This is a genomic window from Citrobacter sp. Cb023 (assembly GCF_030336805.1).
In the GTDB taxonomy this organism is placed as follows: Bacteria; Pseudomonadota; Gammaproteobacteria; order Enterobacterales; family Enterobacteriaceae; genus Citrobacter; species Citrobacter braakii.
Window position 1 is genome coordinate 411,851 of the sequence record NZ_JAOWCV010000025.1, and the last position, 21,330, is coordinate 433,180.

The 21,330-nt window shown below is 52.1% G+C and carries 20 protein-coding genes; 8 read left to right on the plus strand and 12 right to left on the minus strand.

The window, feature by feature from the left end:
- Positions 1-141: 141 nt before the first annotated feature.
- Positions 142-1,404, minus strand: coding sequence for a 4-aminobutyrate transaminase (gene puuE / locus OGW44_RS03300; RefSeq protein ID WP_185654578.1), 1,263 nt, complete (start codon positions 1,402-1,404; stop codon positions 142-144).
- 106 nt (positions 1,405-1,510) lie between these two features.
- On the opposite strand from puuE, the gene pdxR reads away from it, so the two are divergent.
- Positions 1,511-2,986 carry a MocR-like pyridoxine biosynthesis transcription factor PdxR gene (gene pdxR, locus OGW44_RS03305; RefSeq protein ID WP_185654577.1) on the plus strand — a complete coding sequence of 492 codons (1,476 nt, stop codon included), beginning with the start codon at positions 1,511-1,513 and terminating at the stop codon, positions 2,984-2,986.
- A 47-nt stretch (positions 2,987-3,033) separates the two neighbouring features.
- Here pdxR and OGW44_RS03310 read toward each other — a convergent pair whose 3' ends face one another.
- The 4 genes from OGW44_RS03310 to OGW44_RS03325 form a co-directional block, all read right to left on the minus strand.
- Entirely contained in the window at positions 3,034-4,242 is a 1,209-nt protein-coding gene (locus OGW44_RS03310) for a cytochrome c (protein WP_019076697.1), read from the minus strand.
- 3 nt (positions 4,243-4,245) lie between these two features.
- A complete protein-coding gene (locus tag OGW44_RS03315) occupies positions 4,246-6,138 on the minus strand; it encodes a flavin monoamine oxidase family protein (protein ID WP_185654576.1) in 1,893 nt (630 codons plus the stop codon).
- Positions 6,139-6,226: 88 nt separating this feature from the next.
- Complete coding sequence (locus OGW44_RS03320) at positions 6,227-6,700, minus strand: ester cyclase (RefSeq protein WP_052733163.1); 474 nt, start codon at positions 6,698-6,700, stop codon at positions 6,227-6,229.
- Positions 6,701-6,711: 11 nt separating this feature from the next.
- Entirely contained in the window at positions 6,712-8,139 is a 1,428-nt protein-coding gene (locus tag OGW44_RS03325; protein ID WP_185654575.1) for a gamma-aminobutyraldehyde dehydrogenase, read from the minus strand.
- Between the two features lie 314 nt (positions 8,140-8,453).
- On the opposite strand from OGW44_RS03325, the gene OGW44_RS03330 reads away from it, so the two are divergent.
- Both OGW44_RS03330 and OGW44_RS03335 read left to right on the plus strand, forming a co-directional pair.
- A complete protein-coding gene (locus OGW44_RS03330) occupies positions 8,454-9,179 on the plus strand; it encodes a FadR/GntR family transcriptional regulator (protein ID WP_016152933.1) in 726 nt (241 codons plus the stop codon).
- Between the two features lie 24 nt (positions 9,180-9,203).
- Complete coding sequence (locus OGW44_RS03335) at positions 9,204-9,902, plus strand: cache domain-containing protein (protein ID WP_016152932.1); 699 nt, start codon at positions 9,204-9,206, stop codon at positions 9,900-9,902.
- A 21-nt stretch (positions 9,903-9,923) separates the two neighbouring features.
- Here OGW44_RS03335 and OGW44_RS03340 read toward each other — a convergent pair whose 3' ends face one another.
- Complete coding sequence (locus OGW44_RS03340) at positions 9,924-11,405, minus strand: APC family permease (RefSeq protein WP_103928160.1); 1,482 nt, start codon at positions 11,403-11,405, stop codon at positions 9,924-9,926.
- Between the two features lie 331 nt (positions 11,406-11,736).
- Between OGW44_RS03340 and OGW44_RS03345 the strand changes: the two genes are divergently transcribed.
- The 5 genes from OGW44_RS03345 (at position 11,737) to OGW44_RS03365 (ending at position 15,187) form a co-directional block, all read left to right on the plus strand.
- Entirely contained in the window at positions 11,737-11,877 is a 141-nt protein-coding gene (locus OGW44_RS03345; protein ID WP_016152930.1) for a hypothetical protein, read from the plus strand.
- A 204-nt stretch (positions 11,878-12,081) separates the two neighbouring features.
- Positions 12,082-12,915, plus strand: a complete 834-nt coding sequence (locus OGW44_RS03350; RefSeq protein WP_047417771.1) for an ABC transporter substrate-binding protein — start codon at positions 12,082-12,084, stop codon at positions 12,913-12,915.
- A gap of 1 nt (position 12,916) precedes the next feature.
- On the plus strand, positions 12,917-13,735 hold the full coding sequence (locus tag OGW44_RS03355; RefSeq protein WP_016156382.1) for an amino acid ABC transporter ATP-binding protein: 819 nt from the start codon (positions 12,917-12,919) through the stop codon (positions 13,733-13,735).
- Entirely contained in the window at positions 13,735-14,520 is a 786-nt protein-coding gene (locus tag OGW44_RS03360) for an amino acid ABC transporter permease (RefSeq protein ID WP_016152927.1), read from the plus strand. Before OGW44_RS03355 ends, OGW44_RS03360 begins: the two co-directional genes overlap by 1 nt.
- Positions 14,510-15,187, plus strand: a complete 678-nt coding sequence (locus OGW44_RS03365) for an amino acid ABC transporter permease (protein ID WP_016156380.1) — start codon at positions 14,510-14,512, stop codon at positions 15,185-15,187. Before OGW44_RS03360 ends, OGW44_RS03365 begins: the two co-directional genes overlap by 11 nt.
- A 9-nt stretch (positions 15,188-15,196) precedes the next feature.
- On the opposite strand, the gene ydhT is transcribed toward OGW44_RS03365, so the two are convergent.
- The 6 genes from ydhT to OGW44_RS03395 all read right to left on the minus strand — a co-directional run bounded on the left by ydhT (position 15,197) and on the right by OGW44_RS03395 (position 21,051).
- Positions 15,197-16,009, minus strand: a complete 813-nt coding sequence (ydhT, locus tag OGW44_RS03370; RefSeq protein WP_016152925.1) for a protein YdhT — start codon at positions 16,007-16,009, stop codon at positions 15,197-15,199.
- 3 nt (positions 16,010-16,012) lie between these two features.
- A complete protein-coding gene (gene phsC, locus OGW44_RS03375) occupies positions 16,013-16,798 on the minus strand; it encodes a thiosulfate reductase cytochrome B subunit (protein ID WP_094761235.1) in 786 nt (261 codons plus the stop codon).
- Positions 16,795-17,463, minus strand: a complete 669-nt coding sequence (locus OGW44_RS03380; protein WP_016152923.1) for a 4Fe-4S dicluster domain-containing protein — start codon at positions 17,461-17,463, stop codon at positions 16,795-16,797. The genes phsC and OGW44_RS03380 overlap by 4 nt, the downstream gene beginning before the upstream one ends.
- Positions 17,464-17,527: 64 nt before the next feature.
- A complete protein-coding gene (locus OGW44_RS03385) occupies positions 17,528-18,193 on the minus strand; it encodes a YdhW family putative oxidoreductase system protein (RefSeq protein WP_046274687.1) in 666 nt (221 codons plus the stop codon).
- Positions 18,194-18,203: 10 nt separating this feature from the next.
- Positions 18,204-20,306 carry an aldehyde ferredoxin oxidoreductase gene (locus OGW44_RS03390; protein WP_016156377.1) on the minus strand — a complete coding sequence of 701 codons (2,103 nt, stop codon included), beginning with the start codon at positions 20,304-20,306 and terminating at the stop codon, positions 18,204-18,206.
- Between the two features lie 118 nt (positions 20,307-20,424).
- Entirely contained in the window at positions 20,425-21,051 is a 627-nt protein-coding gene (locus tag OGW44_RS03395; protein ID WP_016152920.1) for a ferredoxin-like protein, read from the minus strand.
- Positions 21,052-21,330 lie beyond the last annotated feature (279 nt).

Below are 21,330 nucleotides of genomic sequence, written 5' to 3' on the forward strand. Positions count from 1 at the left end.
TGTATTTAATTATATAACGATATGACAGGCAACCCATTCGCGATAAATACCGCACGACACACGAGGAAGATCAATTTATGCCGACAAAAAAGCCGACGGTGATGACCACCGTCGGCTGTGGGTAACACTAGGACTAACGGATTATTTGGTTGCCGCTTTAATGATATCGAGCGCTTTGACGAACTGATCCTGCGGGATCGTCAGCGGATAAAGGAAACGAATAACGTTGCCATACTGACCACAGGTCAGCAGCAGTAATCCTTGCTCAAGGGCTTTCTTCTGCACGCGTTGTGCGGCGGCTGCGTTGGGTTCTCCCGTCGCTGCATCACAGAATTCAGCGGCGATCATAGAGCCTAAGCCGCGCACTTCGGTCAGTTCAGGACACCCGGTTTGCGCGTCAGTCAGAGTGGCGCGCAGTTGTTCGCCAAGAGCTGCCGCACGCTGGCACAGCTGTTCATCACGAATGATATCCAGCACCGCATGAGCTGCCGCAATTGATAGCGGGTTTCCGGCGTAGGTTCCGCCCAGACCACCCGGCGCAGGCGCATCCATAATTTCAGCTTTGCCCACGACGCCAGACAGCGGCATGCCGCCTGCAAGGCTTTTTGCCATAGTCATCAGGTCAGCTTTGTCAGCATAGTGGTCCATCGCAAATAACTGGCCCGTACGGGCAAACCCGCTTTGCACCTCATCGGCGATCATCACGATGCCATGCTCGTCGCAAATACGGCGGATGGCAGCCACAAACTCCGGCGGCGCCACCACGAAGCCCCCTTCACCCTGGACGGGTTCGAAAATGATCGCCGCGACCTGAGTGGGATCGATATCGGCTTTAAACAGGCGCTCAATCGCTTTGATGGAGTCCGCCGTAGAAATCCCCTGCAACTCGCAAGGATACGGTGCGTGGTAAACCGAGCCAGGGAACGGGCCGAACCCTTTTTTATACGGTGCCACCTTGCCGGTTAACGCCATCGTCATGTAGGTACGCCCATGAAAACCGCCGCCAAAAGCAATAACGCCAGGACGGCCGGTATGTGCGCGCGCAATTTTCACCGCATTTTCGACCGCTTCAGCCCCGGTGGTGAAGAATGTGGTTTTGCGCTTGCCGTCGATTGGCGCAACGGCGTTGATTTTCTCCGCCAAAGACACATAGCTTTCGTACGGGACAATCTGATAAGCCGTATGGGTAAAAGCCTGCAGTTGCGCTTCGACTGCCTGCACCAGGCGAGGATGACGGTGTCCGGTGTTCAGCACGGCAATCCCGGCGGCAAAATCAATGTACTGATTGCCCTCGATATCGGTAATTGTGCTGTTTTCTGCTGACTGGGCATAAAAATCACACATTACACCTACGCCACGCGGGGTGGCATCCAGACGACGTTGTTGCAGGTTTTTATTGTTCATTCTCTACACCTTGTCCATTAATACATTTAGGTTGAATTACCCTTTAAATTTAGACGCCATCTGGTACTTTAATCGAGAGCCAAATCGTTTTATTTTAAGGATCCAAATGCGTTCACTTGCCGGAGATGTGATCAAGCAGGCATTTAGCCAGCAGACCGATGAAAAGCTGCATCGTCGCCTGTATGCCGCCATCTGCAGTTGCATCCTCGAAGGTAGCCTGAAACCGGCTACCCGAATGCCTCCGTCCCGTGACCTGGCAGGCGAACTGACGCTATCGCGCAATACCGTCCTACGGGTTTACGAGCAATTGCAGGCCGAAGGTTATATTTCCGCGCGCACCAGCAGCGGCACATTTGTCACCGACAGCGTGCTGGATAATCTCGACCTACGTCCCCACAAAGAGCCCGTTGCCGCCACACTGGAGGATCACACCCGCTTATCTGCCCGCTGCCTTGAGCTGCTGGGCCATGCCAGCGCCAGCCCTCGTCAATGGGGCGCATTTATTCCAGGCGTACCTGATGTGGAGCATTTCCCTCACCGGGTGCTCAAAAAAATTCAGGATCGGCTGGCGAGACGGTTACGCCCGGAGTTTCTCACATACGATGCCGCAGGCGGCGTGACTGAGCTGAAAGAAGCGCTGGCAGACTATCTGCGCACCGCACGCGGGGTGCGGTGTTCACCGGCGCAAATTCTGATTACTGAAGGTATTCACCAGGCGCTGGATCTGGTGACCCGGACGCTATGCAACCCGGGGGATAACGTCTGGATTGAGGAGCCGGGCTACTGGGGAATCAAAAATATTCTGCGCATCAATGCGGTTAACTTTTCGGCGATCCCGGTTGATGAACAAGGCATGGTGCCGCCAGAGGCTGGCGAATCCGCGCCAAAGCTGATTTTTGTGACACCGTCACATCAATATCCGCTCGGTTCGGTAATGAGCCTCAACCGCCGTCGGGCACTTCTCTTTCGCGCACGTGAAACGCGAAGCTGGATAGTGGAAGATGACTACGACAGCGAGTTTCGCTTTTCCGGCCAGCCAATTCCATCATTGCAGGGACTGGAAGAAGAGACGCCGGTCATCTATATCGGGACATTCAGTAAAACACTCTATCCCGCACTGCGGCTCGGGTATGTGGTACTGCCCAAACCGCTCGCCGCGCCGCTGAAGAAGGTTCATAACGACCTCTATCGTGGTGGACATTTGCTGATTCAGGCAGCGCTGGCGGAGTTTATCCGCGAGGGTTACTACGCGGCGCACATTCGTAAAATGCGCCAGTTGTACAGTCGTCGCCGCCAGACGTTGGTGGAGCTTATCAGTCGCCAGTTGGGCGAGCAGTATCTTGGCTCCTTCAGCAGCAACGCCGGGCTGCACATGATTCTACAGTTGCCCGTCGGGAGCGATGACGTTGTCATTGCCCAACAGGCGAATGCGCAAGGGCTGCTGGTGCGCCCGCTGTCTCGCTATTACGTGAATGAAGAGAAACGCAGCGGTCTGCTGCTGGGATTTGCCAGTATCGAAGAGAATGAAATGGCGTCGGCGTTTACCCGACTGGTGGGTATTATCAGAGTAAACGCCGTTTAAGCACTGCCGGATGGCGCTGCAAGCACCTTGTCCATCCGACATGCTGTTTAATGTGACGCTTTTTTAATTCCTGCCAGGTCCTCCTGGCTTACTTCGCCATTCCCTTCTCCCCAACTTTTACGCACGTAATTAATCACGTCGCGCATTTCGTTGTCGCTTAACATGCCACCGTAAGCCGGCATCTTAAAGGAGACGCTGCCACGCGTTGTCGGTGTTTCTGCGCCGTGGGCAATCACTCTGAATAGCGGCGTCGGGTCATCAACCATCACCAACGGATTGTTGATCAAAGAAGGTGCGTTATCATCCGTACCTTTCCCCTCCAGACCGTGACAGGTGGAGCAGTAGCGGTTATAGGTCACTTTGCCCGCCTCGGGTGAATTCGACCAGGACACCGTAGTTGCCGCTGCGCGCACCGTTTCAGGCTTCTCGCTTTTCAGGCTCAGCAGATATTGCGCGATCGCCGTGGCATCGTCATCGGTCAGGTACTGTGTACTTTGCGTAACGACTTCAGCCATCGAACCTGAAACCGCGGCATGCTTGCTTTTACCGGTCAGCAACAGCGATTTTAATTCCTGCTCAGACATTCCCGTACCGCGCAGCGAGGGCGCATACCAGCCGTCGATCATCGCGCCGCTCAGGTACTCGGCATCAGCATTGGTATACGCTTTTTCGTTCATCGCCATGCCTCTCGGGGTATGGCAAGAACCGCAGTGTCCGGGACCTTCCACCAGATAAGCGCCCCGTTTTACCAACGCAGCGTTGTCATCCGTTTTTGCACGTTCTACAGCCGTCGCTGGCGCGTCGGTAAATAGCCAGTTCCAGATATGCAGCGGCCAGCGGGCGGAGAGTAGCCACGGAATGGCATTCTCTTTATTGGGCTGCGCAGAGGGGGTGACATCATGCATAAAATAGCGATACAACGCCTGTACATCGTCATCAGAAAGTTTCGCGTAAGAGGGATAAGGCATGGCCGGATAGAGCGGATGACCATCTTTGGCAATTCCCTGACGTACGGCCTTGTCAAAATCCTCGTATGAGTAATTACCAATACCCTGGGTTTTGTCTGGGGTAATGTTGGTCGAATAAATATCCCCTACCGGAGTAGGAAACTTTTTGCCTCCCGCCATCGCCGCCCCCCCTTCGGTGGTATGACAGGCCACACAGTCAGAGATACGGGCGATATATTCGCCATTAGATTCCGCTGCACTCACAGAGGCGGTAAACAAACAGGCGGCAAGAACGGTTACGTTACGCATAGATCACCCCATATCCTTGAGTTCATTAACCGCACGCCATGCCTGGTCGATGGCCGTATGGGCATAAGCGCCCCAGTCAGAATCGGAATTAGCGATGGCAATGCGACCAACTGGCTGACGCGCCCGCTCGATAATTTCTGGCATTTTATCCATATCATCGAACAACGCGTTGGCGTAATACGCATAGCCATGCGCCCAGCGGTTAACCGTAATGGCGGAGATATCGCGTTGATTATCAAAGCCCGTTGAGCCAAACATTTCCTGCAACTGGGAGCGAATCATCTCCTCATGCGTCGCAAATGTGGTCCCCAGTAAATACGCTCGCCCCAGACGGAATTGCTCTCTGGCCGACAGATTACTGCCCGGATAAGTAGGCACATAGACCATGTGAATGACCATCGGATCGTCCGGTGAGGCCGGGTGTTGATACCCGCCGATGCTGACCGGATAGTCGAGCTTAATCCGGCTGTAAGGTGCCGCCGGAGAGTAAAATTCATGCACGCCAAGCTGTTTGAACGCCTGCCAGTTTTTGACCTCCACGTTGGTGTACACCAGCGGTGCCTTCACGTTCAGTTTGAGATCCGCCTGCTGCTGTTCCGGCATCTCAGGCACCAGATACGGGATCATCATGTTATAGCCCGCCATGATGGTGTTTTTACCGCGCACGCGATGCATTTTGCCGTCACGCAGATAGGTCACCACCACGCCATCCTTTGTGTTGGCCGCATTAATCACCGTGCTGTTCAGACGCAGGCGCGTGGTGTTTTCCGGCAGATCCAGCTTTTCGTAATGCAGTCTGGCAAGGACAGAGTCTTCCATCGTGTTACCCGGTAGCGCATCCGGCAGCATATACCTGACTAACAGTCGGGCCAGCCCGGCGTTACCGTCAGGGAAATGGTAAACATACGGCTCTTCGAGGTCGGCCAGCGACTCACCGTCCAACGGCGGTATTCCCAGCGCCTCCATGCCGGGTAATGCGCACGCCCTGGCATCGCTACAGGAAATGCCTTCAATGCCGATGGCAAAGAAGTCATTAGAACGCTGCTGAAAATAGAGCAGCGCCATTTTGCTCAAACCAACTTTTGTGGCCAAAAATTCACTGTAGCTGTGGGTATCCAGCCATTCCATTTTCTCATCGACCGTCATGCCAGGAAGATAGTCGCCAGGATGGACGTGCAGGTCGATCAACGCCTTTCGGTCGTGCTCACTTAGCGGAAAATCATTGATAAAGTCTTCAATTTTACGGCCATTGAGCCTGTTCGGCGGGATATCATCAGATACCGCACGCCCCGGATCGCCGCTGACGATTTTTGTTTCGCCAAAATTCTTTTTGTCGAAGAAAACACCACGACTGAGCTGCCAGTCGGGGTAGAAGTTTACGTCAAAACTCTCTTTTAACCGCGTGACGCTGACGCCCACGGTTTCCATCAGTTTTTGCACCTCAGGGCTGAAATTGTGCGCGGGCGACTGGAATGCTTCGCTACCGCCATAGCCGAGTAATTTCTTACCTGAGCTCGTAAATTCGTTACGTTTGGCGTGCCCGCCAAAATCGTCATGGTTATCGAGGATCAGGATCCGGCTATTTTGCCCGGCAAGCTGGCGCCAGAAACAACCGGCAGCCAGCCCGCTAATACCGCCGCCCACAATCACCAGATCGTACTCTTCCTCAACGGGCAGAGCGTTTAAATCAAAATGTTTATGCTCGCGGCCTACTGCATGCGCCATTTCAAACGATCCAGGATGATTACCCCGCAGCCCCGTCAGCCCTGGCGGATAATAATTTCCATCTATAAATGCGTTTCCCTTTCCTGCCGCCCTGACCCATTCCAGCGGGGTAAGCCCCGCCGCAATAGTCACCGCGACGCCGTTGAGAAAATCACGTCTGGTAATTGCCATTAACTTTTTTCCTTATTGCTACACACTGCCCTAAATACGACACAAATAAGAGATGTCCCCCTTCATAGTAATAAAGGGGTACAGCCGACTATTTCCCTGGCTTTAACTCTTCATCCAGTTTTTTAGAATCATAATAATCACCCTGCCAGGTGATTTTACCTGCTTTAACATGAATATAGCTGACACCTTCAAATTTTATCGGATTATTTGTCGGCGGACTCCCTGCCCATTCACCACTATTTTTGCCAGAAAATTCCCAACGAAACGCCACGGTATCTTCGTCGTAAACGGGTTTGCCGACCATTTTCCAGCTCAGGTCTGGCACCGCCTTAATAAAGGCACCGATAACGTCTTTTTCAGCTTTTTCTCTGCCATTTATCGGTTCGCCAGCAGCGGCATCATAATAGACTGCGTCATCAGCAAGATATTGCGCGGCTCGCGAAGCATCGTGTGCATTCCAGGCCGCCATGTACTCTTTAACGGTATTCAGCGATGTGCTTTCTGCCAGGCTATAGCCCGAGAACATCACGAATGAAAGCACCGCTATGTTTAATGTTTTCATCGACATCCTCTCTATTCAGAAATGTCACACATGATATGTTTCACCCGGGTATATTCTTCGAGCGAATAGGATGAGAGATCTTTGCCATAACCCGATTTTTTGAACCCGCCGTGCGGCATTTCGGCGCACAGAGGAATGTGATTGTTAATCCACACGGTGCCAAAATCGAGGTCAATGCTGAAGCGCTGTGCGCGACCATGGTTACTGGTCCAGACGCTGGCGGCCAGACCATATTCCACATCATTCGCTTTGTGTAGACCCTCTTCATCAGTCGAAAACGGCTGAATAGTCATTACCGGTCCAAATACTTCATGCTGAATAGCTTCGTCATGTTGATGCAATCCGGAGACGATCGTCGGCTCAAAATAGAAGCCCGGACCTGGCCCGGCACGCCCACCAGTTTCAATTTTTGCATGTGCCGGTAAACGCGCAATAAAGCCTTTCACCTGCTCCAGTTGGTTTTTACTGTTCAATGCGCCATATAGCGCAGCCTGATCCGCTGGCGATCCAAATTTAATACTCTTCGTTTTCTGAACCAGCTTTTCCAGGAATTCAGCGTAGATGGATTGTTCGACCAGAATACGCGTAGCCGCCGTGCAATCCTGGCCGGCATTGAAGAAGCCTGCCGTGGTGATCGTCGCGATCGCCTTGTCCATATCTGCATCAGCAAACACCACCGCAGGCGCTTTCCCGCCCAATTCCAGATGCGCCTTGGTCAGGTTCGCCGCTGCCGAAGCCGCAACCTGTAGACCCGCGCGGACCGAACCGGTAATCGAAACCAGTGAGGCCTTTGGGTTTGAAACCACCAGCGAACCGGTGCTGGCTTTACCTAATACGACGTTAAACGCCCCTCTTGGGAACAACGGCGCGGCCAGTTCAGCTAACAGCAGCGTGCTGACCGGCGTGGTGTCGCTGGGTTTTAATACGACCGTATTGCCTGCCGCCAGCGCTGGCGCAATCTTCCATACCGCCATCATGAACGGGTAGTTCCATGGCGTGACTTGTCCAACGATACCCAGCGGTTCACGGCGGATAGTCGAGGTAAACCCAGCGGAATATTCCCCTGCCGCTTTCCCTTCAAGACAGCGCGCCGCACCGGCAAAAAAACGGATGGCATCGCAGGATGCCGCGATCTCTTCCTTCTCAATAAAATGGCGGAGCTGACCGGTCTCCTGACTCTGCGCGTTCACCAGCCGCTCAACGTTTCGTTCAATCTCATCTGCCAGTTGCAATAACGCCTTTTGCCGCTGTGCCGGCGTCGATTTTCGCCAGATGATAAACGCCGCCTCCGCCGCCGAGTAGGCCTGCTCCACCTCTTCCGCATTGGCGTTGGGTGATAATGCGTACGTTTCGCCGTCGACCGGACTCACCAGTTCGAAGGTATCTTCGCTACGACCTGCTACATATTGCCCATTGATAAAATGCTTCAGGGTTTTCATGTCTGTCTCCTGTCCGTTAATACATAAAGAATCTTATGTAATATATATATTGTAAAAGATTTTCAAATGCGCAACATTGACACTATGATAAGCCTCGCATTTTTAACTTAATTTTTACATTTTCGAGATAAGGCTTTTCATCGTGAGCCAACGCGTTTGCTCAGCTCATCATGAGGTTATCGGGACACACATCCGCTTGTGCAGTGACGTTGCGCATAGGCATGTAAAATAACTCGGCCATTCTTACCTTCCTTGCCCGACGGGCATGTGTTAAAAATGGTCGTTGTTTCAGGGAATTGAGTGCAGAAAAGATTATGATTACTCACGCGGTCATATTTGCGCCTATCGGGCAGGTCAGTCGTTCAGACCAGATAGTGCAGCGCCTGTCAAACGCCATTATCACGGGGTTGCTGGAGCCAAAAGAACAGCTCCCCAACGAAACTGATTTGGCAAAGATGATGGGTGTCTCACATATCACTATCAGAGAAGCGCTAAACACGCTTCGGGCTAATAATCTTATCCATACGGTTCGTGGTCGTAATGGCGGGAGCTTCGTTTGCGAAAATATTGATGGCAAAAACAGCGCCCTGCATCCGTTCAAAGCGATCAGTACGGATTATCTTTCTGACCTGGGCGAAATGCATTGCGCCATTATCAGCCATAGCGCAAGGCTGGCTTCCAGACGGATGACCGGCGCGGATATCGCCAAATTTCGCGAGTTTGTTGAGGTGCTCAGCAAGGCAAACTCACCAGAGCTTATGACCCAGGCCGATATGCGCTGTCTACTGGCGATAGCTGCCAGTTCACATTCGGCGCGACTGGCCAATCAGGAGCTGCAGGTCCAGGCTGAATGGGCATCGCTGGTGGCGATACTTTATCGCGCAGACAACATTCATGCCGAAATTATTGCGCTTTACTCGGCACTGGCCGATGCGCTGGCTGCTCACAACGAGGCAGAATCCGTGCAGCTTGCCACACGGATCATCGACTCGTTTACCTATTACCTTATTGAAAAAAAGCTGAAATATAACTCGAACTGACAATCAGTGAAGGCAGGACAGACAATGAGCTCTTCGACATCCTTAAGCGCATTAATTCGTAAGATTGATGATATTACCGCCTCTACCGTAGATTCTACCGTTGCGCTGGCGAGGAGCATCCATGAGGCGATTTCCGGGGTGCAAAAGGCCTCAGCAGAAGTTGTCCTCGATCCATCGGTGAGATCTACCGTTCAGCAACACATCAAGCGCACCCTCAGTAACAATCATTACTGTTCAGGGGCCGGGTTCGCCAGCCATATTGAGAGCACTGCAACCACAAAAGAGTATTGGCTGCTGGAATGGTGGTATAAGAAAGATAATGGTTTGAGTCAGGCGCACCTCGATTTAGATCAGGCCACCCAGCAACGCCTGGATTTCAGAACCTTCGAGTGGTTTAAGCACTCACCTCCGGCAGGAAAAGCCTATATCCACGGTCCCTACGTCGACTATATCTGCAATATTTCCTACACCCTGACCTCGGCAGTGCCGATCTACTACAACGATCAGTTTCTTGGCGTTGCCGCCGTCGATCTGCTGGTCAGTCAGATAGAGGCCGAACTGCTCTCCTGCGCTCATCCTGACTATGTCATTCTGACCAATCTGGAAAACAGAATTATCTTTTCCAGCTGGCCACGTTTTCGCGTGGGTGAATTACTCTCTCCCGCAAACAGTACCGTTGTTTATCAGAGCGACTACTTTATCCTTTATCACTATCAAAACTAAGGGCCCGAAGGCCCTTAGTGTTTAGTTATCCTGCCCCATATTCAGCTTGTTAGCGTAGGCAATGGCGTCGTTTTCCGGTGCCGCAGAGCGACCAAACGGTCGGGTCAGGAACATATAGATAAGCCCGGAGCCAACGACAATCGCCAGGCCGAACAGTACCGTCCAACGGTCGATGAAATCGCTGCTGTCTGCCGGTTGCGCCAACAACCAGATCCCACACAATCCATAGGCTAGCGCCAGCACGTTCACAATCACGCCCCAACCGCCAATGGTCCACTCCCCGGCCGGTTTCCAGCCTTTCAGGCGCTGGCGCAGTGCGGCAAGCACAACCATCTGGAACGAGATATAAATACCGATGACGGCAAACGCGGTAATACGCGACAGGTTGTCTGGCTGGAAATAGACCCAAATACAGATGATGACTGGCAGCAGACAGCTAACAACCATGGCATTATCCGGAACGCCATTTTTAGAGATCTTTGACATCCACTCACTTCCCGGCAGCATTCTGTCGCGGGAGAAAGAAAAGATAAGACGGCTTAACGCAGCCTGCAGAGACAAAATGCACGACAGCATCGCCACAATCGCGACGATGATAAAGATAGTTGCACCAGTTTCACCAAGAGCTTCATTAAGGATGGCCGGAATCGGGTCAGACGTTTTGCCATTCACGATACTGACCAGATTTGGTGAAGCCAGGAGGTATCCCATGACGGAAATAATCGCCGAAATCGCGCCAAATACGATGCTTAAAATCATCGCAACCGGGATCTTTTTACTCGGATTCTGTACCTCTTCCGCAACGTTACCGCAGGCCTCAAAGCCAAAGAACATAAACAGCCCCATCAGCGCGGCAGACATAAATGCGGTGGAATAACTGCCGTCATGCGCCAGCACGCCCATCGAATCAAAAATTACGGAGAATGGCTGCGAACGGTGGAATATCAGCAGATAAATTCCCAGCGCAATCACGCTAACGATTTCACACCAGAAGCCAATTTTTGCGACCCGAGCCAGATTTTTAGTCCCGGACATATTAACAGCCATCATCAAAAGCAGCAGCAGGACGGAAGTCGCCAACATAGTGGCTGGCGTCTGACCATAGTGGAAGAGCGACTCAACAAATGTTGAAGTATATTCCGCGATTGACGTAATGGTGACCACCAATGCCCACAGGTAAATCCAGGCAGCGATCCACGCATATTTCTTGCCCCATAACCTTCTGGCCCAGGGATAAAGCCCGCCGGTTATCGGATACTGGGAAGCGACCTCACCAAACACCAACGCCACCAAAAGTTGTCCACATGCGACGATTAAAATCCACCAGACTGCGGGCGGCCCCGCCAGCGTTACTGCCAGTGCAAACAGCGAATAGACGGCGGTAAGCGGCGAAAGGTAGGTAAAACCCAACGCAAAGTTTGAAATAAGACCGATCGAGCGATTGAACTGTTCTTTGCCATCTTTTTGAAAATTATCGTTTTTCTTATCAGGTGTCTGTTCCATATAGCTTTCTCTTTTGTGGAATAGTCGCAGGGTTGAACAATTAATGTATAAAAGATATTAAGTTATATGTATAGTAATTTTGTCGCTAATTTGTTAAAAATGATCGCGCATCACGTTAATGAAAAAGTGGAAGTAGAACAGTCGAGGGCACAAGTATTTTTCGGTATTTCCGCTTCACGGTTCTTTAGCAATTGCGAATTGTTGGTCAACTGGCGGGTAAACAGGCATCCCGAATTGAGTTCAACGCTAAGTAGCAAGAATCGCTGCTGTTAAGCAACATTTTTGCAATATAATAATGTGATGTTAAACGCTGAACCTGAGCAGGTGAATGATGGAAATTGATCTCGATAATCTGGTCTTTGATGGACTGGAAGAAGCGCAAGAGCGTAATGCTGAACGTCTGGAAGATGCAGACAAGAAAGCGCAGGACATTATTGCTGATAATGACTGCGGCGACGCCTGTAAAATCTGATTTCCAAACCGGCGCAATGCCGGTTTTTTTACCGCCAGACTATGCCCCTCCTCTTATCTACATTTCCCATTGCGTTTACCCATTGTTAACACCGCTTTCACTAATAACATTTTGTAAATAGATAAGAATTTTTTCTTATTTTGTCCTGAACGTAAGTTATGGGAGCGTAAAAAGCACAAACCAAAAACGACAGGGATTTACATCATGATGGCAACGAAAACTTACCGCGCTAAAAAAACACTGTTGGCACTCGGCGTGCTGCTGGCCACCGGCATTGCCGCCTCGCAGGCTCAGGCTGACCAACTGGCCGATATCAAAGCCGCAGGCGTAGTAAAAGTTGCGACATTCGACGCGAATCCGCCGTTTGGTTCCGTCGATGCCAAAACGCATAAGATTGTCGGCTATGACGTTGATTTTGCTGAAGCGCTGGCAAAATCCCTCGGCGTAAAACTGGAACTGGTAGCGACTAATCCGGCCAACCGCATTCCGTTATTACAATCCGGTAAAGCCGATTTAATCGTGGCGGATATCACGATTACGCCTGAGCGGGCGCAGGTCATTGACTTCTCCGTCCCCTATTTTGTTACCGGGCAGCAGTTCCTGGTACCGGCCAAATCCCCGGACCAGCTCGATGCATACAGCAAAGCGCGAATCGGTGCGGTGAAAGGCACTACCGGTGAGCAGGCGCTCCATCAGCGCTTCCCGCAGTCGCGTGTGCTGGCCTACGACGATATTCCACTGGCGTTAACCGCGCTACGCAATGGCAATGTTCAGGCCATCACCCAGGACAGTACGATTCTGGCCGGTCTATTAAGCGGTGCGCCGGATAAAGCAGATTTCAAAATTCTGCCAGACCTGCTGAGCAAAGAAGAGATTGGCGTGGGAGTGAAAAAAGGTGAGCCAGCGCTGTTAAAAGCCGTCAATGATGAGCTTTTGAGGCTGGAATCTACCGGGCAGGCGGCAAAAATATATGATGTCTGGTTTGGCCCTGAAACCAAAAATCCGCAACCCCGCGCCTTTAAAATAGAAGCGAAGTAATATGCTCTCAGCCCTGTTTCATCGTTGTGCAGTTTCCGCGGCGGATTTTAACCATTTGCGCCAGGCAAGCGTCGAACTGCGCAATGTCATCAAACAGTTTGACACTCACACCGTACTTAACGGCGTCAGCCTGTCAGTTGAACCCGGTGAAGTGGTGACTATTCTGGGCCCTTCTGGCTCGGGAAAATCCACGCTTATACGCCTTATCAATCAGCTTGAGTCGCTCAGCGGTGGCGAGATTTTCATTGATGACAAACCAATTAGTCAGTTGCGCGGGGCAGCATTACGCCAGTTACGCAGCCGTATCGGTTTCGTTTTTCAGCAATTCAATCTCTATTCGCATCTGACAGCGCATCAGAACATCTCACTGGCGCTGGAATATGTTCACGGCTGGAACAAGGCGGCAGCGGCGCGTCGGGCACTCGAATTGCTGGATCAGGTGGGACTGGCAGAAAAAGCGAGCGCTTATGCCGCACAGTTGTCCGGTGGGCAGCAACAGCGCGTGGCCATCGCCCGCGCGCTGGCCTCATCGCCGCAAATCCTTCTGTTTGATGAGCCCACCTCCGCGCTGGATCCAGAAATGATCGGCGAGGTATTACAGGTGATGAAAAACCTGGCCCACAGCGGTATCACCATGATCGTCGTGACCCATGAAATGCATTTTGCCCGTGAGATTGCCGATCGCGTGGTATTCATCGATGGCGGAGAAATTCTTGAAGTGGCCGCGCCGGAGGATTTTTTCACCCGGCCACAGCACCCGAGAACCCAGCGTTTCCTGAAAAAAGTGCTCGACCCGTTACACCAGGAGTCATCGCTATAATGCTTGCAATGGACTGGCAGGGAGTGCTGAGCGGGCAACCTCTGCAATGGATAATTTCCGGTTTTCTCACCACGCTCTGGGTGACACTGGCAGGTGTCGTACTCGCCACGCTCATTGCCATCTTCCTACTCGGCCTGCGTCTGACGGGCCATCGCTTCAACAAAGCGGTGGTCAGTGTATGGGTTTCGGTGTTTCGCAACACGCCTTTACTGGTGCAACTGATGTTCTGGTATTTTGCCGCATGGAACTGGCTGCCCCGCAACGTCATTACCTTCATCAATGCAGAGCATCCCTGGTCTATTCTGCCAGGCGATGTCTGGTGGTTAACACCAGAGTTTATCTGTTCAGCATGGGGGCTGGGCGTATTTACCTCGGCATTTTTGGTCGAGGAGATCGCCTCTGGTTTACAGGCGGTTTCTGCCGGACAACGTGAGGCTGCCGTGGCGCAGGGTTTTTCATCCTGGGCGACGTTTCGTCACATTCTGCTTCCTCAGGGACTGGCGAACGCCTGGCAACCCATTGTTGGGCAATACCTTAACCTGATGAAACTTTCCTCGCTTGCCAGTGGTATTGGATTTGCTGAGCTCACCTACCAGGTGCGGCAAATTGAGAGCTACAACGCGCACGCGCTGGAAGCCTTTGCTGTTGGCACTGCGCTCTATCTTTTCACAGGCATCGTTCTGGGTATGCTGCTTACGCGTCTTGGCCCACGGCCGGCATCGGGTAAATCGTCAAAGGTTAAAACGCGTATCTTCAGCGTCAGGAGCATACTGCATGATCGCTAACATTTCGGTCATTACCGACAATCTTGATTATCTCCTGTGGGGACGGGTGGCCCAGGGACAACCCGGCGGCGTTCTGCTCACGTTGTTGATGGCTCTCGGCGCGGCGCTGCTGGCCTTGCCTGGTGGGATAGTTCTTGCCTGCTGCGCCTGGCGTTTTCCGGGCACGGTTCGCAACGGGTTGTTTATCTGGGCGGAGTTTATTCGCGGCATTCCGCTAATCTTTGTGATTTTCTGGATGTGGTATTTGCTACCCATGCTGACCGGAAGCGATCTCCCCGGAGCCGTTACCGTGACGCTGGCGCTGGCATGGTTCACCGCTGCCTCGGTCATGCACTCAGTGTATGCAGGAATTAGCGCGCTGCCTGGCGGGCAATATGATGCTGCCGTGGTTCAGGGTTTTCGCCCGTATCAGGCCCTGTGGCTTATCTTATTGCCGCAGGTGCTGCGTAACGTACTGCCATCGCTGACGGGGATTTTTATTGGATTACTGAAGGACACGTCGTTGGCGTTTATCGTTAACGTGCCGGAACTCACAACGGTTGCGGGTCAGGTTAACAGCCGGGTACAAATCTATCCGGCAGCCATTTTTATTTTTACGGGACTGGTCTATTACCTGCTGTGCCTGAGCCTGGAGAAAATCACCCAACGCCGCTTCGCGTTAAAATGAGATCACGGCTCAACATTCCACAAACTGGTGGTCTTCGTTGAGCCGATATTTCACGCCCGCCCGAATGTTATTTTCCCCCTCAACGGCAAGCGCAAAACGCATTCTCTCGCCATCGTGATAGGCCAGCGCCGCGCAGCCGCCGGGACCGAGTATTATCGAATCGACAACACCGGTACTGGCAACAACGGCGTTCTCTCCGCTGGCAATAATGTGGATGTTGTCGGCGCAGTTGGCGATTTTAGACTCTGCGCCAAAACAGGCCAACTGAGTTAAATCACCACCGCAGGCAATCCGGTTTCTGTCGCCGAGCGAACTGATGCGTACGCGCATGCCGGTACTGGCGATACGCGTCCCGTCACCCACGCTACTGATACGTGCCGAATTTCCCGCAACCGCAATTCGCCCGCGATCGCCTGAACTGCCGATATGCGCGTTATAGCCTACGCTACCAATACGTGCGCTGTAACCTGCGCTGGCGATCTGTGCGGCATACCCGGCGCTGGTGATTTTAACGTTATCGCCTGCACAACTGAATCGGGCATTATCTTCTGCACTCGCCAGCGGACGGCTGATTTCCCCCGCCGTTTGCACACGGGAAATATTCCCCATCGCGCGAATATCCTGCTGGGCAAAACTCGCCTCTTCCCGCCATTTTGACCAGCCGTATTCCACCAGACTATTTGCCCAGTCTGTATACCCTTCCCGCTGGAGCGCACGATGGACATCAGCATAGCTTCCGCCAGTTGGAAACGCGCGTAGAAACCAGCGATACATTACGGGCCCAACGCGCCAGGCCCGTAAGTCACTTCGCGTAATCATCATCGCTTAATGCCGGTGATAGCCATCCACCATACACTTGAAAGTTTCGCCCGGCGTACGACCTGTCGTGCAGAGATAAAGATGCCCAAAAATGAAAAACAGACTGATTATTGCCAGCGCGAAGTGCGCCTGGAGCAACCAGTAACGCACGCCGGGGAACAGGTCACCGACAACCGTCGGATATAGCGATAACAACCCCGAGATCAGCAGCAGTGGCAGTAAGCCATACATCACGCCAACATAGGCCGCCTGCTGTAGCGGGTTGAATTTAGAACGCTTTGATGCCGGGAATGGGTGTGACTCGCCCTGCATAATGCCAAACAGGTAAAAACGCGTTTGTCTTTGCGCTCGTCCGATCCAGCCCTGACGTTGAATAATATAGTGATGCCCGTTGCCGCCAATCAGATTGATCAGGACAAATCCAATCCAGCAGGCGAGCAGCAAAAAGCCGCAGATCTCATGCACGGTAAGCAGGCTTTTCATCACCGACGCACTGACGACGGAGAAGTGATTGACCAGGCCACTGACCAGAAGTAGCAGAAATAGCAGCGCATTCGACCAGTGCCACAAACGAACGGCCTTCGAGTATAAATAGACTTTCTCACCGTGCCCTGCCGACGCTTTATGCGCGGCCCGAAAGCGCAGCATGGCGTGTAGCGCCAGCACCAGCCACATCCCCACCAGCATTAACCCGGCGATGACCAACCACACAGGCCAGTAGTCCGGTGAAAACAGGGGAACAAACTGCGCAAGCTGGGCGTGAAACTGTTCGGCATTCTGCGACGCGTTCATACATTTTCCTTTTTAATCAAATGTTGACCGAACCGACGATACAGATGGGGTTTCCCGGCGCCTGCAAGTTGATGCTCGTAATACTTATTTTCTCTCAACCAGGTCTGAATTTCCGGGCTATCTTCGCGACCAAAAATCAGCGCATGTTCCGGGCAGGCGTTAACACAGATCGGTGGGAAACCTTTCGCCAGACGAGATTCAGCGCAGAAGTCGCATTTATCCGCCACTTTGGTCTGCGGGTTGAGATAACGCACCTGATAAGGACACGCGCCAATACAGTAACTGCAGCCGATACAGGAAGACGTGTCTACCCGCACAATGCCGTTGTCATCTCGCCATGAGGCGCCGGTCGGACACACCTCAATACAGGGGGCATCATCACAGTGCTGGCAGGACTGACGGAAGTAGTGATACAGCGTTTCGTTGTCGTTGTCCGAAACCGGAATATGAGCTATCGACAAACGGCTACCCTGCGCAGGAACATGGTTGGTTTTCCTGCATGCGCGGGCGCAGATATTACATCCGTTACACAGTGATTCATCGTGAATCATGACGTAATGTACGTCTTTAGAACTCCTGGTACTCGCTAACAGATTTTGACCTGGGCCAGTGAAAAAAATCACCGTCCCCATGCCAATGACAAATTTTCGTCGGGTGAAGGACATCGGGTTATCCTCTAATACTGTGACAGTGGTCGTCCACACGTTCCATGACATCAACCTGAATAATTCAGGGGTTCTGATACTGCTCAACCTCAAGCCATTCGCACAGGCCGTACGCTTTGCCATAACTCATAAAACGTTCGCTGAACAAATAAGGCTCCGCATTTGACGATTCCACAGTCCGTATATCTGCATAATCAGGATGCGTTTCCATGGCCGTGAGCGCAGCGGCAATCTGTTGAGACTCAAAGCGATACGGCGGTTGCGTCAACATGGCGACCTTATAAGGGCGAGGATACGTTCGACAGTCGAAGCGTACCGCCTCGGCAATCGCACGGCAGATGTCGTTTTCCACCACCTGCACACACATGTCGGCGTAATTTGCCGTCATGGTTTGCGTCGAATAGAAATATGCTTCTTCCGCACCCTGCACACAGGTGATATCCGCACCATTCGCGTCCTGGCCCAGCACATCCAGCAGCGCGGAAAGATCGGTTTCAGGAACCGAATAAGGCGGCAGCAAAAAGACACTGCGCGCCACCAGTTGCCCCGATGCTGAATGCTGACGGATAAAATCTGCCACAATCGACTCCGGGCTGGCTGGTTCCTGAACCTGGGGCGCATTCATCTGTTCTACAGGCGGGTGAAACGCCTGCAGCCACTGTCTCTTTCGGCTATCCACTTCGTCAGGAAACGCCTCAACGGGGGTCAGCACGTCGCTCACGTTAGTCATCTCGCATTCCTTACGCCGGCAACAGATCTTGTGCAGCCAAATCAGCGGCTACATCTTCAAGTCCGAGTCGGTTCAGGGTTTCACGCGTTGGGCAACCCAGTTCTGGATCCCAGCCCATTTCCTGATAGAACATCGTCAGCGACTGACGCATATCTTCCCGGTCCATCTTGTCGGTCCCTTCAGTGAAGACCGGGATCTTCGGATCTTTATCAAACACCCAGGAGCAGATGAGATCGTGCTCATTGCGCATATCTTTGGTTTGCATCAATTTGACCGTATAGGCACGGTGCAGGGTAAAGATGCGTTCAGCGGCCAAGTCCAGACTCGCCTGCGTGGTTTCATCGCCGGTGACCGCCTGGAAGAATTTTGCTTCCAGATCCAAATCTCCGCGATAGTTACGGCTCTTGAGTGGTGAAACCGTCATCGGCCACACCCAGTTGCACAGCGTAACCGCGTTATGCAGACAGACTTTCAGCAGCGTCCATTTGGCATATTTGATCTTGGCGGCATTGATTGGGGTGTAGTTTTTGGTTTCGTCGTATGCATCCTGCGAACCAAATAGCTCGCCCGCCACTTCGCGCTGTAATTTCAGCGGTAAACCGGAACCGATGAAGTTGATATGGGTGTGCGCCATACAGTCACGGTTAAACATACAGTTGGTGATCGCCCCCACCTGTGCAGAGGCCTCGTTTGCATGGTGGACAGGAAAACCAAACGGCGACCACAGTTTATTTTTGGCATAACCCCAGTACTCTTCGCCCAAATCCCAGCGTTCAGCAATGGCATACGATCCGTCCGCAAGATGGCTGAGTTCCCCCACGCGATGCGCCAACCGGTAGTAAAAATCCTTAATAAAATGAGGATCGCCCGCTTCCAGCTGATCCCAGCGGATCTCCGCATACTCTTCAGCTGGCAGTACGCGCTTAAAGACGCCTTTCGAATAGCAGTAAGTAAAATCACGGTGCAACTGCCCGTAGTTACACCAGATGCCATAATCGTCAAACAGGTTCAGGCCAATCAGATTTCCCACCACGCGCCCATCGTCTTTATCGTCGAAATCTTTCGGGCCATTGGGGAAAATGGTGGTGTGGACAAAGTTCGCCACGCAGGTGTTACCGCCGGTACTTGGCACGCCAAAATCTTTCACCCGCGGGACATTGAGCTGCGACATACAGCGAATGGGGCATGAATGGCAGCCGCTCATTTTGACCGTGTATTTCTCAGCGGCTGGCCCCAAATCGAACACGGATTTATAGGTACGGAAACCCACGGTATTCTGGTTACCCGGCGGGATTTCCCCGGTTTCGATTGGTCCCCCTTCTGCAGCGCCCCAGAACAGTCCCTTACGGGCCGTCCAGCGCGAGTTTGGCGAAGAGTATTCTGCCCAGGCCTGCGGGGTGCTTGGCACAACGTGGTTGTTGTTGGCACCGATGAGCTCGGTCATCATGTAATCATTGAGCCGCTTCATCTCTTTACGATCGGCAATATTGACCCCTTTGGTCCCTTCTACCGCAATAGCCTTCAGGTTTTTCGACCCCATTACCGCGCCAGTACCGGCGCCTCCGCTGTGGTTGCGACTGTTGATCATGCAGGAGAGCGGCACCAGATTTTCACCCGCCTGACCAATAGCGGCGACGCAGGTTTCCGGGCTGGTAATGCGGCAAATCTCTTCGGTTGTGGCGCGCGTTCCCTTACCCCACAGGAAATCGGCTTTTTCGATGCTGACCTTTTCGTCTTTAATGTTGATCCAGACAGGCGTCGCGGACTTGCCTTCGATAATAATGGCGTCGTAACCGGCGAATTTCATTTGCGCAGCAAAGAAGCCGCCCATATGAGCATCCACCACTAAATTGCCTTTGGTAAAAGTCGATAAGGAGGTGATATTGACGCGGGAGCTACAAGGGGCACCAGAGCCCGTTAATGGCCCGGTGGCGAAAACCAGTTTATTCCCTTCATCGAAAGGCATGGTGCCTGGCGGGACTTCGTCGTACATAATTTTATAACCAAAGCCCATCCCGCCGACAAATTTTTTAAATTTACTGGAATCTTCAAGGGTGATATTCCCCGTGGTGAGATTGACCCGTAAAATATTACCTGTCCAACCATTAGCCATCATGTTTTCCTTTGCAAGAAGGTTTAATAGATATACCCGCCATCCTTCAGGCAGTTTTTTTGCAAAACTGCGATATTTTTGGCAATTAATGACGCGTATCAGGTATGCCTGCTATCTATCAAACAGTAATATCTTTCCACTCGATAATTTTTAATGCCCCAGTCGGACAAGCATTGGCGCACTCCCCACATAACACACATTTTGAGGATTTTTTTGTTTCGGTATTCACGGTCGCCATCATCCACGGGCAGGCGGTGGTACAAGCGCTGCAGCCAATACAACGTTTATGATCCACCGCAATACAGCCGTCTTCCTGTTTCCAGGTAATAGCGCCAATGGGGCAGACCTTCATGCATTGCGGATCTTTGCACTGACGGCAGGTATCAGCGGTATAGTTTAAATCGCCATAAAGTCCGCCACCGGACCCGACGCCATCATCGCCAAAGAAGAAGTTGCGATGGATTTTTATACGGGAAAAGAAAGTCCCCACGGCACCATCGTTATAATTGGTACAGGAAATTTCACAGCGGTGGCAGCCAGTACAGCGCGCTCGCTGGGTCACCAGCACCCCTTTCGGCGTATTGATAAGCCCCACGGTACCGCTGTCGATATCTTCCTGCTTACAGCCAAAAAGTGATAACAGTGCAGGGGCGATGGTTAATCCTGCCAAACCTTTTCCTGATATCCGCAGAAATTCAAGCCGCGTTAAACCACAATCTAAAAATGGACGATCAACCTGATTCATTTATTTCGCATCCTCTTCGCAAACGCTGTGTTAGCAACACCTCCAGCTAAATTAAACCCGTGCAGCTCAAGCCATTTCGGGCGGTTAATGTTGCCAACAACACGTAAATTTTTGCCCTAACCTGATCGCGTAAAATGACGGTGGTTAAACTGAATGAATCTAATCCTTTAGGGTTAGGCGTAAAGATAATGTGGTTATTCAGCGCTCATAGTTTTGATCGTCATCAATTAAAAAACGGAAGTGAAATAATAAATGCGGAGTGAGATTTATTATCATTAA

Coding starts and splice junctions, on each gene's coding strand:
- OGW44_RS03340 (WP_103928160.1), bottom strand. CDS start 11,405: ATGGAACAGACACCTGATAAGAAAAACGATAATTTTCAAAAAGATGGC.
- OGW44_RS03320 (WP_052733163.1), bottom strand. CDS start 6,700: ATGAAAACATTAAACATAGCGGTGCTTTCATTCGTGATGTTCTCGGGC.
- OGW44_RS03350 (WP_047417771.1), top strand. CDS start 12,082: ATGATGGCAACGAAAACTTACCGCGCTAAAAAAACACTGTTGGCACTC.
- OGW44_RS03310 (WP_019076697.1), bottom strand. CDS start 4,242: ATGCGTAACGTAACCGTTCTTGCCGCCTGTTTGTTTACCGCCTCTGTG.
- OGW44_RS03315 (WP_185654576.1), bottom strand. CDS start 6,138: ATGGCAATTACCAGACGTGATTTTCTCAACGGCGTCGCGGTGACTATT.
- OGW44_RS03385 (WP_046274687.1), bottom strand. CDS start 18,193: ATGACTAACGTGAGCGACGTGCTGACCCCCGTTGAGGCGTTTCCTGAC.
- OGW44_RS03380 (WP_016152923.1), bottom strand. CDS start 17,463: ATGTCCTTCACCCGACGAAAATTTGTCATTGGCATGGGGACGGTGATT.
- OGW44_RS03390 (WP_016156377.1), bottom strand. CDS start 20,306: ATGGCTAATGGTTGGACAGGTAATATTTTACGGGTCAATCTCACCACG.
- OGW44_RS03325 (WP_185654575.1), bottom strand. CDS start 8,139: ATGAAAACCCTGAAGCATTTTATCAATGGGCAATATGTAGCAGGTCGT.
- OGW44_RS03360 (WP_016152927.1), top strand. CDS start 13,735: ATGCTTGCAATGGACTGGCAGGGAGTGCTGAGCGGGCAACCTCTGCAA.
- puuE (WP_185654578.1), bottom strand. CDS start 1,404: ATGAACAATAAAAACCTGCAACAACGTCGTCTGGATGCCACCCCGCGT.
- OGW44_RS03335 (WP_016152932.1), top strand. CDS start 9,204: ATGAGCTCTTCGACATCCTTAAGCGCATTAATTCGTAAGATTGATGAT.
- OGW44_RS03330 (WP_016152933.1), top strand. CDS start 8,454: ATGATTACTCACGCGGTCATATTTGCGCCTATCGGGCAGGTCAGTCGT.
- pdxR (WP_185654577.1), top strand. CDS start 1,511: ATGCGTTCACTTGCCGGAGATGTGATCAAGCAGGCATTTAGCCAGCAG.
- OGW44_RS03395 (WP_016152920.1), bottom strand. CDS start 21,051: ATGAATCAGGTTGATCGTCCATTTTTAGATTGTGGTTTAACGCGGCTT.
- OGW44_RS03345 (WP_016152930.1), top strand. CDS start 11,737: ATGGAAATTGATCTCGATAATCTGGTCTTTGATGGACTGGAAGAAGCG.
- phsC (WP_094761235.1), bottom strand. CDS start 16,798: ATGAACGCGTCGCAGAATGCCGAACAGTTTCACGCCCAGCTTGCGCAG.
- OGW44_RS03355 (WP_016156382.1), top strand. CDS start 12,917: ATGCTCTCAGCCCTGTTTCATCGTTGTGCAGTTTCCGCGGCGGATTTT.
- OGW44_RS03365 (WP_016156380.1), top strand. CDS start 14,510: ATGATCGCTAACATTTCGGTCATTACCGACAATCTTGATTATCTCCTG.
- ydhT (WP_016152925.1), bottom strand. CDS start 16,009: ATGATGATTACGCGAAGTGACTTACGGGCCTGGCGCGTTGGGCCCGTA.